Origin of the sequence: Devosia sp. 1635 (assembly GCF_013185955.1) — a bacterium.
Taxonomy (GTDB): domain Bacteria; phylum Pseudomonadota; class Alphaproteobacteria; order Rhizobiales; family Devosiaceae; genus Devosia.
This window is the reverse complement of record NZ_JABAOM010000001.1, coordinates 457,076-472,040: the sequence shown is the minus strand read 5'-3', so window position 1 is coordinate 472,040 and position 14,965 is coordinate 457,076. Positions and strand designations below refer to the sequence as shown.

General features: G+C 63.5%; 13 protein-coding genes. All 13 read right to left on the bottom strand.

What is annotated here, in order from left to right:
• Window positions 1-56: 56 nt before the first annotated feature.
• Window positions 57-1,589, bottom strand: coding sequence for an acyl-CoA carboxylase subunit beta (locus HRU92_RS02335; RefSeq protein ID WP_172122853.1), 1,533 nt, complete (start codon window positions 1,587-1,589; stop codon window positions 57-59).
• 3 nt (window positions 1,590-1,592) lie between these two features.
• Complete coding sequence (gene hisD / locus HRU92_RS02330) at window positions 1,593-2,921, bottom strand: histidinol dehydrogenase (protein WP_172122852.1); 1,329 nt, start codon at window positions 2,919-2,921, stop codon at window positions 1,593-1,595.
• A 45-nt stretch (window positions 2,922-2,966) separates the two neighbouring features.
• Complete coding sequence (locus tag HRU92_RS02325) at window positions 2,967-3,920, bottom strand: NAD(P)-dependent oxidoreductase (protein WP_172122851.1); 954 nt, start codon at window positions 3,918-3,920, stop codon at window positions 2,967-2,969.
• Window positions 3,921-3,923: 3 nt separating this feature from the next.
• The gene (locus HRU92_RS02320; protein WP_172122850.1) at window positions 3,924-4,913 is read right to left on the bottom strand and encodes an oxidoreductase; all 990 of its coding nucleotides are present in this window, start codon (window positions 4,911-4,913) and stop codon (window positions 3,924-3,926) included.
• Window positions 4,914-4,955: 42 nt separating this feature from the next.
• Window positions 4,956-6,827 (bottom strand): ABC transporter ATP-binding protein, encoded by a 1,872-nt coding sequence (locus HRU92_RS02315; RefSeq protein ID WP_172122849.1) that lies wholly within the window; start codon window positions 6,825-6,827, stop codon window positions 4,956-4,958.
• 8 nt (window positions 6,828-6,835) lie between these two features.
• Window positions 6,836-7,720 carry an ABC transporter permease gene (locus HRU92_RS02310; protein ID WP_172122848.1) on the bottom strand — a complete coding sequence of 295 codons (885 nt, stop codon included), beginning with the start codon at window positions 7,718-7,720 and terminating at the stop codon, window positions 6,836-6,838.
• Between the two features lies 1 nt (window position 7,721).
• Window positions 7,722-8,657 carry an ABC transporter permease gene (locus HRU92_RS02305; protein WP_172122847.1) on the bottom strand — a complete coding sequence of 312 codons (936 nt, stop codon included), beginning with the start codon at window positions 8,655-8,657 and terminating at the stop codon, window positions 7,722-7,724.
• A 57-nt stretch (window positions 8,658-8,714) separates the two neighbouring features.
• On the bottom strand, window positions 8,715-10,310 hold the full coding sequence (locus tag HRU92_RS02300; protein ID WP_172122846.1) for an ABC transporter substrate-binding protein: 1,596 nt from the start codon (window positions 10,308-10,310) through the stop codon (window positions 8,715-8,717).
• 53 nt (window positions 10,311-10,363) lie between these two features.
• Window positions 10,364-11,956, bottom strand: a complete 1,593-nt coding sequence (locus HRU92_RS02295) for an ABC transporter substrate-binding protein (protein WP_172122845.1) — start codon at window positions 11,954-11,956, stop codon at window positions 10,364-10,366.
• 34 nt (window positions 11,957-11,990) lie between these two features.
• Entirely contained in the window at window positions 11,991-13,106 is a 1,116-nt protein-coding gene (locus HRU92_RS02290; RefSeq protein WP_172122844.1) for a mandelate racemase/muconate lactonizing enzyme family protein, read from the bottom strand.
• An 11-nt stretch (window positions 13,107-13,117) separates the two neighbouring features.
• The gene (locus HRU92_RS02285; protein WP_127752459.1) at window positions 13,118-13,555 is read right to left on the bottom strand and encodes a thioesterase family protein; all 438 of its coding nucleotides are present in this window, start codon (window positions 13,553-13,555) and stop codon (window positions 13,118-13,120) included.
• A 153-nt stretch (window positions 13,556-13,708) separates the two neighbouring features.
• Entirely contained in the window at window positions 13,709-14,158 is a 450-nt protein-coding gene (locus HRU92_RS02280; protein ID WP_172122843.1) for a MaoC/PaaZ C-terminal domain-containing protein, read from the bottom strand.
• A complete protein-coding gene (locus HRU92_RS02275; protein WP_172122842.1) occupies window positions 14,151-14,963 on the bottom strand; it encodes a MaoC family dehydratase in 813 nt (270 codons plus the stop codon). The genes HRU92_RS02280 and HRU92_RS02275 overlap by 8 nt, the downstream gene beginning before the upstream one ends.
• Between the last annotated feature and the right edge of the window lie 2 nt (window positions 14,964-14,965).

Genomic DNA, 14,965 nt, shown 5'->3' with positions numbered 1-14,965 from the left:
TCCCCCCACCCCGTCCCTCCCCGCGAGGGGGAGGGAGCCGCGCCGGTGTTCCCCCCTCACAGCGGAATATTCCCGTGCTTTTTCTTGGGCGCATGGCTCTGTTTGTGCCTCAATGTCGAAAACGCCCGGATCACGCGCCGCCTGGTGCCGTGGGGCATGATGACGTCGTCGATGAAGCCGCGTTCGGCGGCGACGAAAGGGTTGGCGAAGCGCGCTTCGTAGTCGGCCGTGCGCTGGGCGATCTTCTCCTTGTCCCCCAGCTCCGAGCGATAAAGGATTTCCGTTGCGCCCTTGGCTCCCATCACCGCGATTTCCGCCGAGGGCCAGGCATAGTTCACATCGGCCTTGATGTGCTTGCTCGCCATCACGTCATAGGCCCCGCCATAGGCTTTGCGGGTGATGACGGTGACGAGCGGCACCGTGGCTTCGGCATAGGCGAACAACAGCTTAGCGCCATGCTTGATGATGCCGCCATATTCCTGCGCCACGCCCGGCAAAAAGCCGGGCACATCGACAAAGGTGAGCACGGGGATTTCAAAGCAGTCGCAGAAGCGAATGAACCGGGCGGCCTTCTTGCTGGCTGAAATATCGAGGCACCCCGCGAGCACCAGCGGCTGGTTGGCCACCACCCCCACCGGATGGCCATCGAGCCGGATAAAGCCGCAGAGGATATTGCCGGCGTGATCCTTGCCGATCTCGAGGAAATCGCCCTCATCGGCAACCTTCTCGATCACTTCGCGCATGTCATAGGGCTGGTTGGCGCTGTCTGGAATGATCGTATCGAGCGAAAGATCGTCGCGGTTGAGCGGATCCATGGTCGGGCGGCGCGGCGGCTTCTGCCCGGCCGCCAGCGGCAGGAAGCCGAAGAGGCGACGCACTTCAAGCAGGGTTTCGATGTCGTTCTCGAAGGCCGCATCGGCCACTGAGGAAATTCTGGTGTGGGTGGAAGCGCCACCCAGCTCTTCCTGGGTCACGCTTTCATTGGTGACGGTCTTGACCACGTCGGGGCCGGTCACGAACATATAGCTGGTGTCCTTGACCATATAGATGAAGTCGGTCATCGCCGGGGAATAGACCGCCCCGCCCGCGCAGGGCCCCATGATCACCGAGATCTGGGGAATGGCGCCCGAAGCCTGCACATTGCGCCAGAACACATCGGCATAACCGCCCAGCGAGGCCACGCCTTCCTGGATGCGGGCGCCGCCGCTGTCGTTGAGCCCGATTAGCGGCGCGCCGTTCTGCATGGCCAGATCCATGATCTTGCAGATCTTTTCGGCATGGGTTTCCGACAGGGAGCCGCCAAAGACGGTGAAATCCTGGGAAAACACATAAACGAGGCGCCCCTCGATCGTGCCCCAGCCCGTCACCACGCCATCGCCCGGGATCACGGTTTCCCCGATGCCGAACTCGGTGGCGCGATGGGTGACGAACATGTCGTATTCTTCGAAACTGCCGGGATCGAGCAGCACATCGAGCCGTTCGCGCGCCGTCAGCTTGCCCTTGCCGTGCTGGGTGTCGATGCGCTTTTGCCCGCCTCCCAGTCTGGCTCCAGCCCGCTTGGCTTCAAGTTCGGCAATAACGGCTTTCATGGCTTACTCGGCTGCTTGAGTGCGCGGCGCTGCGGCAGTGCCGTAGGGCAGATTGCGCCCACCATAACGCCTGACGCGCAAATTGGCTTGCTCGGCGTGACCCACAAAACCCTCCAGCATGGAAAGGCGCGAGCCATATTCCCCGATGGCTGCCGAGGCCTCGTCCGTGGTGACCTGCTGCCAGGTGCAGGTCTTGAGGAACTTGCCCACCCATAGGCCCCCGGTATAGCGCGCCGCCTTCATGGTGGGCAGGGTATGGTTGGTGCCGATCACCTTGTCGCCATAGGCAACATTGGTGCGCGGGCCCAGAAACAGGGCGCCGTAATTGCTGATATGATCGCGGAACCACAGGTCCCGATCGGTCATCACCTGAACATGCTCGGAAGCAATGCGGTCAGCTTGGGCGAGCATTTCCTCGTAGCTCTCGCAAACGATCACCTCGCCGAAATCGGTCCAGGATTGGCGCGCGACTTCCCCGGTTGGGAGAATGGCGAGCAGGCGCTCGATTTCCCGCATCGTGTCGCGGGCGAGCTGTTCGGAATTGGTGAGGAGGATCGCGGGCGAGGTCGGGCCATGCTCGGCCTGGCCCAAGAGATCCGTGGCGCAGATTTCGCCATCCACCGTGTCGTCGGCGATGATCAGGGTTTCGGTCGGCCCGGCAAACAGGTCGATGCCGACCCGGCCATAAAGCTGGCGCTTGGCTTCGGCGACAAAGGCATTGCCCGGCCCCACCAGCATGTCGACGGGATCGATGCTTTGCGTGCCGATAGCCATGGCGCCAATGGCCTGGATGCCCCCCAGAACATAGATCTCGTCGGCGCCGGCCATGTGCTGGGCGGCGACAATGGCGGGTGCGGGCTTGCCGTTGAACGGGGGCGCGCAGGTGATGACGCGCTCGCAACCAGCGACCTTGGCCGTTATCACCGACATATGCGCAGAGGCGAGCAGCGGATATTTGCCGCCCGGCACATAACAGCCCACCGCGTTGATGGGCACATGCCGATGCCCCAGCGTCACGCCCGGCAGGGTTTCCACTTCGAGATCTTGCAAGGTCGCGCGCTGCTTTTGGGCGAAGTTGCGCACCTGGGTCTGGGCAAATTCGATGTCGTGCAGGTCTTGCGGCGTCAACTGGGCGAGGCAGGCGTCGATCTCGGCCGGGGCCAGGCGGAAATCGGGCCGATCCCAGTTGTCGAAGCGCGCTGACAGTTCGCGCACGGCCGCATCGCCGCGCCCTTCGATATCGGCCAGAATGGTTTCAACTGTGGCGCGCACCTGCCGATCGGCGGCGGCGCGCTCCTCAACATTTTTTCCGCGCTTGAGCCATTGGGGCATGGTGCATCCTTGTGGAAGGGAGAAAGGGAATAAGCGGGCTGGCGCTCAGTAGCGCTCGGACGGGTCGACCACACCTTCGAGGTCCTGCCCGCGCATGAACCGCTCCAGATTGGCGATGAAGAACGCCGTGGTGCGGCGATTACTCTCGGGCGAACTGCCCGAAATATGCGGAGACAGCCGCACCCGGGGATGGGTGTAGAGCCAGTGGCCCTCGGGCGGCGGCTCGGGATCGGTGACATCGAGCGTGGCGCAGGCCAGCGGGCCATCCAGTGCGGCGCGCAGTGCGTCGGTGTCGATCACCGCGCCCCGGCCGATGTTGATGAGATGGGCGCCGGGCTTGAGCGCGGCAAAGGCGTCTGCATCGAGCATGCCGCGGGTTTGCGGCGTCAGCGGCGCGCAAAGGGCAATATGGTCAGCGCGGCCAAGGAGATCTGGAAGCGAAACAATCTCGACGCCATCCATGCCGCTGGGCCCAGGCGAGCGGCGGGTCGCGAGCACCGTCATGCCAAAAGGCAGCGCCCGCTCGGCGACCGCCCGGCCGATCTCGCCAAAGCCGATGATCCCCAGCGTGCTGCCATGCAACTCGCCGAGCTTGTGGTGCCGCCAGACACTGCGCGCATCGGTCCAGATCTCGGGAATGCGCTTGGCGACGCTCAGCATGGCAGCCAGCACATATTCCGAGATCGGCACAGCCGAAGTGCCCCGGCTCACCGTCACCTTTGGCACGGCAAACACCCAGGCCGGGTATTTGTCGATGCCGGTGGAGCGCAGATGCACCCAGCGCAAATTGAACGGCCAGCCGGCGGGCTCAGGCATGCCGGGATGGAGGCCTACGGCGGCGCTGTCCTGGCTGACTAGCAGCACGTCAGCCTCAGGCGGCACCTGCCAAGCGGTGTGCGGCGTCGGCTCTAGGGCGTCAAAGCGCACGCCTTGGGGCAGTTCGGCGGCCACCGAAGCGGCCAGCCGCTCGCCGTATTGGTGGGCGATAACCAGGGTCATCGATCAGCGGGTCCGCACCAGAACGCGGCCCTTGACCTGGCCGGCAAGGATCCGCCCGGCCGCGTCGGGCAGCCCGTCGAGCCCGATCTCCTCGACCATGGCGCCATAGGCGGTCAGATCAAGGGTCTCGGCGATGCGGGACCAGGCCGCGATGCGCGCCTCATAGGGCTGCATGACGCTGTCGATGCCCAGCAGCGACACGGCACGCAGGATGAAGGGCAGCACATTGGTGTTGAGCTCGATGCCGGCCGCATTGCCGATCGCGGCAACCGCGCCACCATATTTGACCTGCTTGAGCAGCTTGCCGAGAATGGGGCCGCCGACATTGTCGATGGCCGCTGCCCAACGCGCCGATTCCAGCGGTTTGTCGGGCTGGGCGAGGAATTCGTCGCGCGCCAGGATGCTGGCGGCGCCCAGCGCCTTGAGGCTGTCGCCATGCTCGGGCCGGCCCGACAGCGCCACGGCCGTGTAGCCCAACTTACCCAGCAGCGACAGCGCCACGGTCCCCACGCCGCCGGCCGCGCCGGTGACCAGAACTTCGCCGGCGTCCGGCTTTAGCCCCGCCGCTTCCAGCCGGTTGATGGCGAGCATGGCGGTGAGCCCGGCCGTGCCCACGATCATGGCGTCGCGCGTCGTCAGTCCTTTGGGTAGCGGCACCAGCCAATCGGCATTGACGCGGGCGCGCTGGGCATAGCCGCCCCAATGGGCTTCGCCCACGCGCCAGCCGGTCAGCACCACGGGGTCGCCCGCCTTGTAGCGGCTGTCTTCGCTGTCACGCACGGTACCGGCAAAATCGATACCCGCCACATGGGGATAGTTGCGCACCAGCCCCCCTGCCCCGGTCAGGCACAGCCCGTCCTTGTAGTTGAGCCCGGCCCAATCGACATCCACAGTGACATTGCCTTGGGGCAAGCGATTGTCGGTGAGCGTCTGGAGCGCCGAGGAAACCTTCCCATCAGCGCTGCGGTCAGTGACGAGGGCCTGAAAACTCATGAAAACATCCTTGTTGTTCGGTGCCGGGGGACGAAGAAGGCGCTAGACCTTCCAGTCATCGCCCCAGATCTGCACGATATGGCCGGGTGAGATTTCCCGGTATTCCCGCTTGGGTGGCTCGAAATCCACCGGACGCAGCGGGCTTTTGATCTCGTCATTGTTGACGGGGCGCACCTGCAAGCGGCGGGCAGGATCGGGGACGGGCACGGCCGCCATCAGGCGCTTGGTATAGGGGTGCTGCGGATTGCCGAACACGGCCGCGACCGGACCCTTCTCGACGATCTCGCCGAGATACATCACTGCCACCTGGTGGCTGATGCGCTCCACTACGGCCATGTCGTGGGAGATGAAGAGGTAGGACAGCCCGAACTGCTCCTGCAGGTCCATCATCAGATTGACCACCTGCGCCTTGATCGAGACGTCCAGCGCCGAAACGCTTTCATCGGCCACGATCACCTTGGGCTCGAGCGACAGCGCCCGGGCGATGCAGATGCGCTGGCGCTGCCCCCCCGAAAACTGCGCGGGATAGCGGTTGGCCATTTCCGGGGTGAGCCCGACCCGCTTGAGCAGGTCCATGGTTTTGTCGCGCGCCTGGGCCTTGGTGCCCAGCTTGTGGGTCAGGAAGGGCTCGGCAATGGCATCGCCCACGGTGATGCGCGGATTAAGGCTGGCATAGGGATCCTGGAAGATCATCTGGATATGCCGGCGCATGCCGCGCATCCGCTCCTTGTCGAGCGCGCGGATATCGGTGCCGCCGATGCTGATCTCCCCACTTTGCGGCTCGATGAGGCGCATGATTGCCCGGCCGGTGGTGGACTTGCCGCAACCCGATTCCCCTACCAGCGAGAGCGTTTCCCCGCCGCGCAGATCAAAGCTCACCTTTTCGACGGCATGAACGCGGCCCGTTGGCCCACCAAATAGGCCCCCCGGGATATCGAAGCGCTTGACCAGTTCGCGCACCCGCAACACCGGCTCGGCGTCACGGCGCACCGTATCGGGACGCTGCCGACCCGGCACGATCACACCGGTGGCGCGATCGAGAATGGGAAAATGCTGCGGCCCGTGTTCACTGCCCTCGCCCAGCTTGGGCACCGCGGCGATCAGGGCGCGGGTGTAGGGGTTTTGCGCGCGGGCAAAGATGGCTTCGGTGGTGTCCGACTCCACCGCGCGCCCTTCCAGCATCACCACGGTGCGGTCGGCCACTTCGGCCACCACGCCCATGTCATGGGTGATGAACAGCACGCCCATGCCTTCTTCCTTTTGCAGCTGCTTGATCAGCTGCAGGATCTGAGCCTGGATGGTGACGTCGAGCGCGGTCGTGGGCTCGTCGGCGATCAGCAGCTTGGGCTTGCAGGCCAGCGCCATGGCGATCATCACGCGCTGACGCATGCCGCCCGAAAGCGAATGGGGATAATCCTTGAGGCGAGACGCGGCCCCCGGGATGCGCACCCGCTCGAGCAGCCGCAACGCTTCCTGCATCGCCGCCTGTCCCGAATACTGACCATGGATGGTCAGCACTTCGGCGATCTGGTTGCCCACGGTCTGGAGCGGATTGAGGCTGGTCATGGCCTCCTGGAAGATCATGCCCATCTGCCGTCCGCGCACAGTGCGGATCTCCGCTGGCGGCAGTGTCAGGAGTTCACGACCCTCCAACTGCACCGAGCCTTCGACGCGGCTCGCGGCCGGATCAAGCAGGCGCATGATCGTAAGCGCCGTCACCGACTTGCCCGAACCGGATTCCCCGACCACGGCGACCGTTTCCTCGGCCCCGATGTCAAAGGAGAGGCCTTTAACAATCTCCACCCACCCGTTGGAGGTCAGAAAGGATGTGCGCAGATCCCGCACGGACAGCACCGACTCGGCCGCGGGATCGGGCACGACGCGTTCAACAGCAAGAGCACCCGTATTGGCCATGATTTCTCCTATCGGGCGGTCGAGGGGTCGAGCGCATCGCGGATCGCGTCGCCGACCAGGTTGAAGGACAGAACCACGAGCGTAATGGCGACGCCGGCGCCGATGATCGGCCACGGCGAACCAAAGAGGCTATTGAGGCCATCGCGGATGATGTTGCCCCAGCTCGGATTGGGCGCGCGCGTGCCGATGCCCAGAAAGCTCAGCGAGGCCTCGATGCGGATGGCCGAGGCTACCCACAGCGTCATCAGCGCCACGATCGGAGCCATGATATTGGGGATGATGTGGCGGATGATGATCACCGGGGTGCGCACGCCAACAGCGATGGCCGATTCCACAAAGGGCTCCTGCTTGATCGAGAGCGTCTGGGCGCGCGCGACACGGGCAAAGCCGGGAATGAAGGCCACGGTGATCACCGCGATGATGTTCCAGAACCCGCCCCCGAGCACGGCTGCGATCAGGATCGCCAGCAGCAATTCGGGGAAGGCCAGCAAGAGATCGATCACACGCGAAATCAGCCGGTCGGTGATGCCCCCGAAATAGCCGGCCGTCACGCCCAGCAGGGTGCCGAACAAGGCAGCCAGCACCGGCGAGATGAAGCCGAACAGCAGCGAATTGCGCGAACCATAGATGAGGCGGCTGAGCACATCGCGGCCGAACTGGTCGGTGCCGAGCCAATTCTCGGCGCTGGGCAGCCGGTTGATTTTGAGGATCGACTGCGCCAGCGGATCATAGGGCGCGAGCCACGGCGCGAGCAGCGCCACCAGGATGAAAATGCCGATCATGATGGTGGCGAGCGTCGTTTCGATGCGCCCGAACAGCAGCTTGCCCACTTTCTGGAAGGCATTGGGCTGCGCGGGAGCGAGGCGAACGGGATCGTTGGTTACGACAGTCATATCAGCTCACCCGCACACGAGGATCGACGACGACATAAACAAGGTCCATCAGGAGGTTGATGAGGACCACGAAAACCGCAAAGACCAGCACGCCGCCCTGGATCACCGCGTAATCGCGCTGCGCGATGGCATCGATCAAGAGGCGCCCGATACCCGGGCGGTTGAACACCAGCTCCACCGCGACCGAGCCCGAGAGCGTCGAGAGCAGGCTGAGGCCCAGCCCGGTGGTGATAGGCAGCATGGCGTTGCGCAGCCCGTGATTATAGATCACCCGCTTTTCGCGGGCGCCCTTGGCGCGGGCGGTGCGCACATAGTCCTTGCCCAGCACTTCGAGCAGGCTCGTTCGCGTCAGCCGGCCGAGAAACGCGGCCTTGACGAAGGCGAGGGTCAGCGCCGGCAGGAAGATATGGTGCATGCGGCTGGCAAAATCAGTGCCTGCGCCATTGATCGGGAACCAGCCCAGATTGAGCGCAAAGGTGATCAGCAACAGCGCCCCGAGGAAAAAGTCCGGAATGGCGTAGCCGATCAGTGAAAACAGGCGCACGCCAGTGTCGGGGAGCTTGTTGCGATTGGTGGCGGCCAAAACGCCCATAGGAATGCCGGCGACGATGCCCATGGCCATCGCGGCAAGGGTCAGCTCGATCGTATAGGGCAGGTTCTGCGCAATCAGCGTCAGCACGGGCGTGTTGGACAGGAGCGAGCGGCCGAAATCGAGCGTCAGCACGCCGCCGAGGAAATTGAAATATTGCTGCCAGAGCGGGACATTGAGGCCCATGCGCTCCCGGAACTCAGCCAGTTGTTCGGGCAAGGCCGCGTCACCCAACGCGGCGAGCGCGGGATCACCCGGCAGGATGCGCATGGCGATAAAGACCAGGGTCAACACCAGGAACAGGGTTGGGATGGCATCGCCCAATCGAAGAAGCAGATATCTGGCCATGAGTGCACCGCCTTGGAGTGGCCGGGCTCCCGTCGGGAGCCCGGATAGGGGATTGGGTTAGACCGTCTTGGTCGCGCGGTGGAAGCGCCAGCGCGCATAGCCGCTCTCGACCTCATAGCCGAGGTCGACCTTGGCCGAGCGCACCGCCGTAAAGCCCAGCGTCGAGAGCCCGATCAGGGGCAGGTCACGCAGTACCTGCAGCTCGATCTGCTTGCACAGGTCTAGATAGGTCTCGTAATCCGAAGCGGTCAGCGCCTGGTTCAGGAGGTCGTCGATGCCGGGCATGGCCACGCCATAATGGCTGTAATTGCCCCCGCCTGAGCCGTCCGACTTCACTTCCGAAGCCGAGGCCAGCTGCTGGAAATAGATCTGGGTCGGGATCGGCGGATAGCTGGAGGAGTGCATCGCCAGGGTGTTTTTGTCCGAGCGATTATCGGCGTGATAAGCGGTGTGATCGCCGATGATGAGGTTCATGTTGAACCCGGCCGGGCGGATCAGCTCCTGCACGATCAGCATGGTCGAGGAATAATCCTCCCGCTGCGAGCACAGCGAGTCAAAGCTGATGCCATTGGGGAAACCGGCCTCGGCCAGCAATGCCTTGGATTTTTCGGGGTCGTAGGGATATTGCAGCTCTGCCGGCAAATCCTCGGTCTTGAAGCCGGCGGGGAAGAAATCGGGCTGCAGGCCCGCCATGACCCCACCCATCGGCGCCAGTGCCGCGGCAACCGCCGGGCGGTCGATCGCATGCATCAACGCTTGGCGGACCAGCAGATTGTCGAAGGGCTTGCGCGTCAGGTTGATGTGGAGCGTGTTGAACGAGCCCGGGGTCGTCATATCGATCTTGAGCGTGGGGTCACGCTGCAGGATGGAGTCGATCCAGCCAGGCGCTCGGACCGCTTCGATAATGTCCACGTCGCCAGCCAACAGCGCCAGGGTGCGGGCGGTGGTGTCGGCGATATAAACGCATTCCACATTGGCAATTTTGGCCTTGTCGCCCCAATAGCCTTCATGGCGCTTGAGGCGGGTGCCGAATTCAGGGTCGAACTGCACCAACTCGTATGGCCCGGTGCCCACCGCATCGGTGGCAAAAGCCTCGCCCCCAATTTCCTCATAGGCCTTTTTGGAGACGATGGAGGTGTTGTTGTTGAAGATCGAAGTGCCCAGCAGGTTCACATCGGGCTGCTTGAGGGTAATGGCGATCTCATAGGGCCCGGTCGCGACAACGCTCTCGATATTGGAGAGGATGGTGCGGTTGGTGCCTTCCTTGATAGCCCGCTCGAACGAAAAGACGACGTCCTCCGAAGTCATCTCACCGTAGTTGCGGTGGAACTGCACCCCTTCGCGCAGCTTGAACGTCCAGGATTTGGCATCCTCTGATTGCGTCCATTCCGTTGCAAGCGTAGGCAGGTATTCCTCTGGTTTCAGCGCAAACCGCCCATCGTCTGGGCGCACGAGTTGCTCATACATCTGCTCGGTGGCCCAGTTGTCTGAACCTTGCGTGGTCAGGTTCGGGTCCGAGTGGCGGGGGCCATTGGCGGCAATGCCGATCCGCAGGGTATCGGCGTCCTGCGCGTGGCTGGCCTGCACACCAATGGCTGTCAAAGCCGTGGTGGCTGCCGCTAATTCCAGAAAACTCCGTCTGTTCAAAGCCATGGGTTCCTCCTCCCTGGTTGAACGGCGCCGGATGGGTCCGGCGCCGGCATGGATCACGCCTTGGTGGCGCGATGTAGTCGCCACCGTGCGTAGCCGCTCTCCACCTCGTAGCCGAGGTCGAGGCGCGGATTGCGCACCATGGTGTAGGACAGTGTCGACAGACCGATCAGGGGCAGGTCGCGCAGCACCTGCAGCTCGATCTCGCGGCACAATTGCAGATAGGTGTCGTAGTCGGTGGCGCTGAGCGCCTGCTCGAGCAGTGCATCAACACCCGGGATGGCCACGCCATAATGGCTGTAATTGCCGCCGCCCGAGCCATCGGCCTTCACCTCAGCCTTGGAATAGAGCTGCTGGATGTAGATCTGGGTCGGAATCGGCGGATAGCTCGAAGCATGCATCGCCAGGGTGTTTTTGTCCGAGCGGTTGTCGGCGTGGTAGGCGGTGTGATCGCCGATAATGAGGTTCATGTTGAACCCGGCCGGTCGGATCAGCTCCTGCACGATCAGCATGGTCGAGGAATAATCCTCGCGCTGGCTACACAGGGCATCAAAGCTCACCCCGTTGGGGAAGCCCGCTTCAGCCAGGAGGGCCTTGGATTTTTCCGGATCATATTCGTAGCGCAGTTCGGGCGGCAGATCCTCGGTCTTGAGCCCGGGCGGGAAGAAGTCGGGCTGCAAGCCGACCAGTACGCCACCCATAGGTGCCAGCGCATCGGCCACGGTCTTGCGATCGATTGCATGCATCAGCGCCTGGCGCACCAGGAGATTGTCAAAGGGCGCGCGGGTGAGATTGACATGAAGGGTGTTGAACGAACCCGGCACCGTCATGTCGATCTTCATGTTGGGGTCGCGCTGCAGGATCGAGTCAATCCAGCCTGGTGCGCGCACCGCCTCGATCATGTCCACCTGCCCTGACACCAGGGCCAGCGTGCGCGCCGTGGTATCGGCAATATACAGGCACTCGATATTGCTGACCTTGGCCGGCTCGCCCCAATAGTCCTCGAAACGCTTGAGATAGGTGCCGCTTTCGGAATCGTACTTGGCCAATTCATAGGGTCCGGTGCCCACGGCGTCGGTGGTGAACTTCTCCACCCCGATTTCCTCATAAGCCCTCTTGGACACGATATTGGCGTTGAGCGAGAAGACCGTCGTGCCCAGGAAGTTGACATCGGGCTGGTGCAGGCTGATCACCACTTCATAGGGGCCATTGGCCACGGCATCGGCGATGTTGGCGAAGATCACCCGGCCAGTGCCGAAATCCTTGGCCTTGAGGAAGGTGAACGCCACGTCGTCGGCGGTCATCTCGCCATAACCGCGGTGGAACTGCACGCCCTCGCGCAGCTTGAAGGTCCAGGTCTTGGCATCCTCGGACATGGTCCATTCGGTGGCCAGCACCGGCTGGTAGTCCTCCGGCGTCAGCGCGAACTTGCCATCTTCGGGACGCACCAGCTGCTCGTACATCTGCTCCACGGCCCAGTTGTCCGGCCCTTGCGTGGTCTGGTTGGGGTCCGAGTGACGCGGATTGTTGGCGGCAATGCCGATGCGGATGGTATCGTCGCCCTGGGCATGGGCGGCCGAAATGCTCAGCGCGGAAAGCGCGGTGCCGGCTGCGGCCAGTTCCAGGAAGTTGCGGCGGTTCAGTGTCATTGGGGTCTCCTCTTGTTCTTGTGGTCGCGCGGCTCTAGCGGACGCGCCGTTGTTCGAGTTCGGCATCGATCAGTTCGAGCCCGAGGCCGGGAGCCGAGGGGATCTGGAACTTGCCATCCACCGGCTTGGGCGGATTGCGGAAGCCGGGATACATGCGGGTGTCGGGATCGGCGAATTCGGCCGGCTTGGTCAGGTGCATGATGGTCGCGAGCACATGCAGATTGGCCATGTGGCCGATCGTAGGCTGAGTCTGGTGCGGCACCAGTTCCACGCCATGGGCGTAAGCAATGGCGGCGCATTGCATGAGCCCGGTGATGCCGCCCATCTTGACGATATCGGGCTGCACCATGCGCACGCCGGCATTGATCATGTCGACAAGGGCCTGGGTCGTATAGGTCTGCTCGGCCGCCGAAACGGTGATGTCGAGGCGCTGGGCCACTTCGCCCATGGCGCGCACATCGTAGTGCTGCACCGGCTCCTCGAACCAGACATAGCCCAGCTCTTCGAGGGCGCGACCGACCCGGATGGCGCCGCCGACCGAATATTGGTTGTTGGCATCAAAGGCGAGCGGGAAGTCTGGTCCCACGAGTTCACGCACGGCCCTGGCCTTGGCGATGTCGCCGGGAATGTCATAGTCCTGCCGGGTACGGTCGCCATCCCAGCGGATCTTGATCGCCGCCGGCTTTTCGGCCAGCCAGCGCTGTTCGACCACCCGCACCGTCTCATCAACGGTACGATTGGCATTGCCGCCGATCGAGGCATAGAACGGCACTTCGGTGCGCCAGGCGCCGCCCAGCAGCTTGTAGATGGGCTGGTTGAACAGCTTGCCCTTGAGGTCCCAAAGCGCAATGTCGAGCGCCGCCAAGGCGCCGGTGACCGCCCCTTCGGGCCCCAGCTTGATATAGCGGTGCAGCAGGCGGTCATAGATCACGCCATGATCAAGCACGTCGGCCCCCACCAGCGAGTCCGCGGCATCGCGCAACACCCAGAGCGAGTGCTCGCCGCCATACATCGGCGAGGCCTCGCCATAGCCCACCAGCCCCTCGGTGGTGGTGACGCGCACAAAGGCGGTGCGGCGGCCCGGCGGATCACCGGGGTTCCAGGCAACCTGGAAGGCATCGACGGATCTGATGGTTGAAGCTGTAGCCACGGTCGGATCTTTCAGGCGGGATGGTGGATGGATTGCAGATGCTGGCGCAGCGGTTCGGGCAAAGGCGCCGGGCGCTTGGTTTGGGTGTCCACGAACACATGGACGAAGTGGCCCTGGGCCACGGCCGTCTCGTTCTCGTTGGTGAAGGCGGCAAGCCCGTAGCGCACGGAGGAGGAGCCGACATGCTCCACCCGCAGGCCCATCTCGAGCCGATCGGTGAAGACAATTTCGCGCACGAAGCGGCAGCCATTTTCAGCCACGACCAGGCTCGCTCCGCCCGTGCCGATGCCGAAATCTTGCTGGTGCAGGAACTGCAACACGGCCGTGTCGAAGAACTCGTAATAGCGCGCATTGTTGACGTGACCGAAGATGTCGATGTCGTTCCAGCGCAGCGAAACAACACAGAACCAGCGGTAGTCGGCGCGGCGGGCGGGTGGCTGACGCTCCATCGCTCAGCCGCGCGCGCGAGCAGGCATGGCCAGCTCCGCTCTAGTCATGGGGCTTCTCCCTTTGCGGCATGGCGACGGCTTGGCGTGCCGTTCTTATCCATGCGTTGCATTCACCTTACATTATATGCATCCGTATGCAAGCGGCCCGAACAGCTAGTTTGCATCCGGATGCAGCCACTTCATGATGTGCTCGGCCACAGCCACGGTTTGCCCGTCCTGATTGCTCGCTTCGAGCGTTGCCACCGAGCGGCGGCGCTCCGCGTCAACACCGGTTACCGTGTAGGTCACGGTGATGGTATCGCCAAAGAACACTGGCCCTACAAAGCGCATCCGGTCATAGCCGAGCGACACCGGCACGGTAGTGTTGCCCCGCCCTTGCGACGCGCGGATCGCCTTGGTGCCGGCGGCCGACATATAGCCCACCAGCAATGCGCCATGGGCGATGCGCCGCCCGAACTGCGAGCCGGCCATGAAGGCCTCATCGGTATGGGCCTCATAGTCGTCCCCGCTCAGCTCGACAAAGCGCGCCACATCCTCGGCGCTGGGGGAAGCGGTGTAGCTGACCGACAATCCCTCAACCGTTTCGATCCAGTTCTCAGCCATAGATCTGCGTTCTCCGGAAGCGCGCCGCGATCTCCCCGTCAGCCAGGAAATATTCCTCGGCCACGAAGTAGTGCTTGCCCTTGCGTTCATAGGTCTGGGCGATCCAGCCAGCGGTGCGGATGGCCTGGACGGGGTAAACCGGGCGGAAATGCTGGGTTTCGGTTTCCACCAGCACCACGGCTGCCGGAAACTTCCAACCGCTATTGGTGTCGCCCATTGCCAGCCGCATCAGCATGCCCGAATGCACGATGCCGCTTTGTGCATAGAGCGGATGGTTTTCGGCAAAGGCGCTTTTGGAGATGGCAACGTCTTCGGGAGTCAGCACGCGATTTCGACTATGCAGCGGCGCGCCCACCGGCAATTCACCGGGATTGACCGCCGGCGCAACCTGGGGCGGCAGGAGCAAGCTCAACTCTCGGCCGGGGGTCGGCTGTTGCGGCACATGCGCGAGGGCAATGGAGCCGGTGGCGACGGTTTCGCCCTCCCCATTCAGCACGGTCACCGCGCTGCGCAGGAACTCGCCATCATCCTCCAGCGCCTCGCCCTTAACGATCAGATCGTCGTGGTTGTAGACCGGCTTGCGGAAGCGCGCCGACATGGCGCCGCGCTCCGCCCAGGCCATGCCCCAGGCCTCGATCGCGAGCCGGCTGATATGGCCATAGACAAAGGCGCCGGGGATCAGCGCGGCCTTGTAGCCGCGCGCCCGCGCCACCGCATCATCATGGATCGAGCCCTTGTAATGCGGGGCATCGTCGAGCAGCACATGCACGCTTAGCTCGCGGGGAAATTCGGCTTTGTCGAGCATGG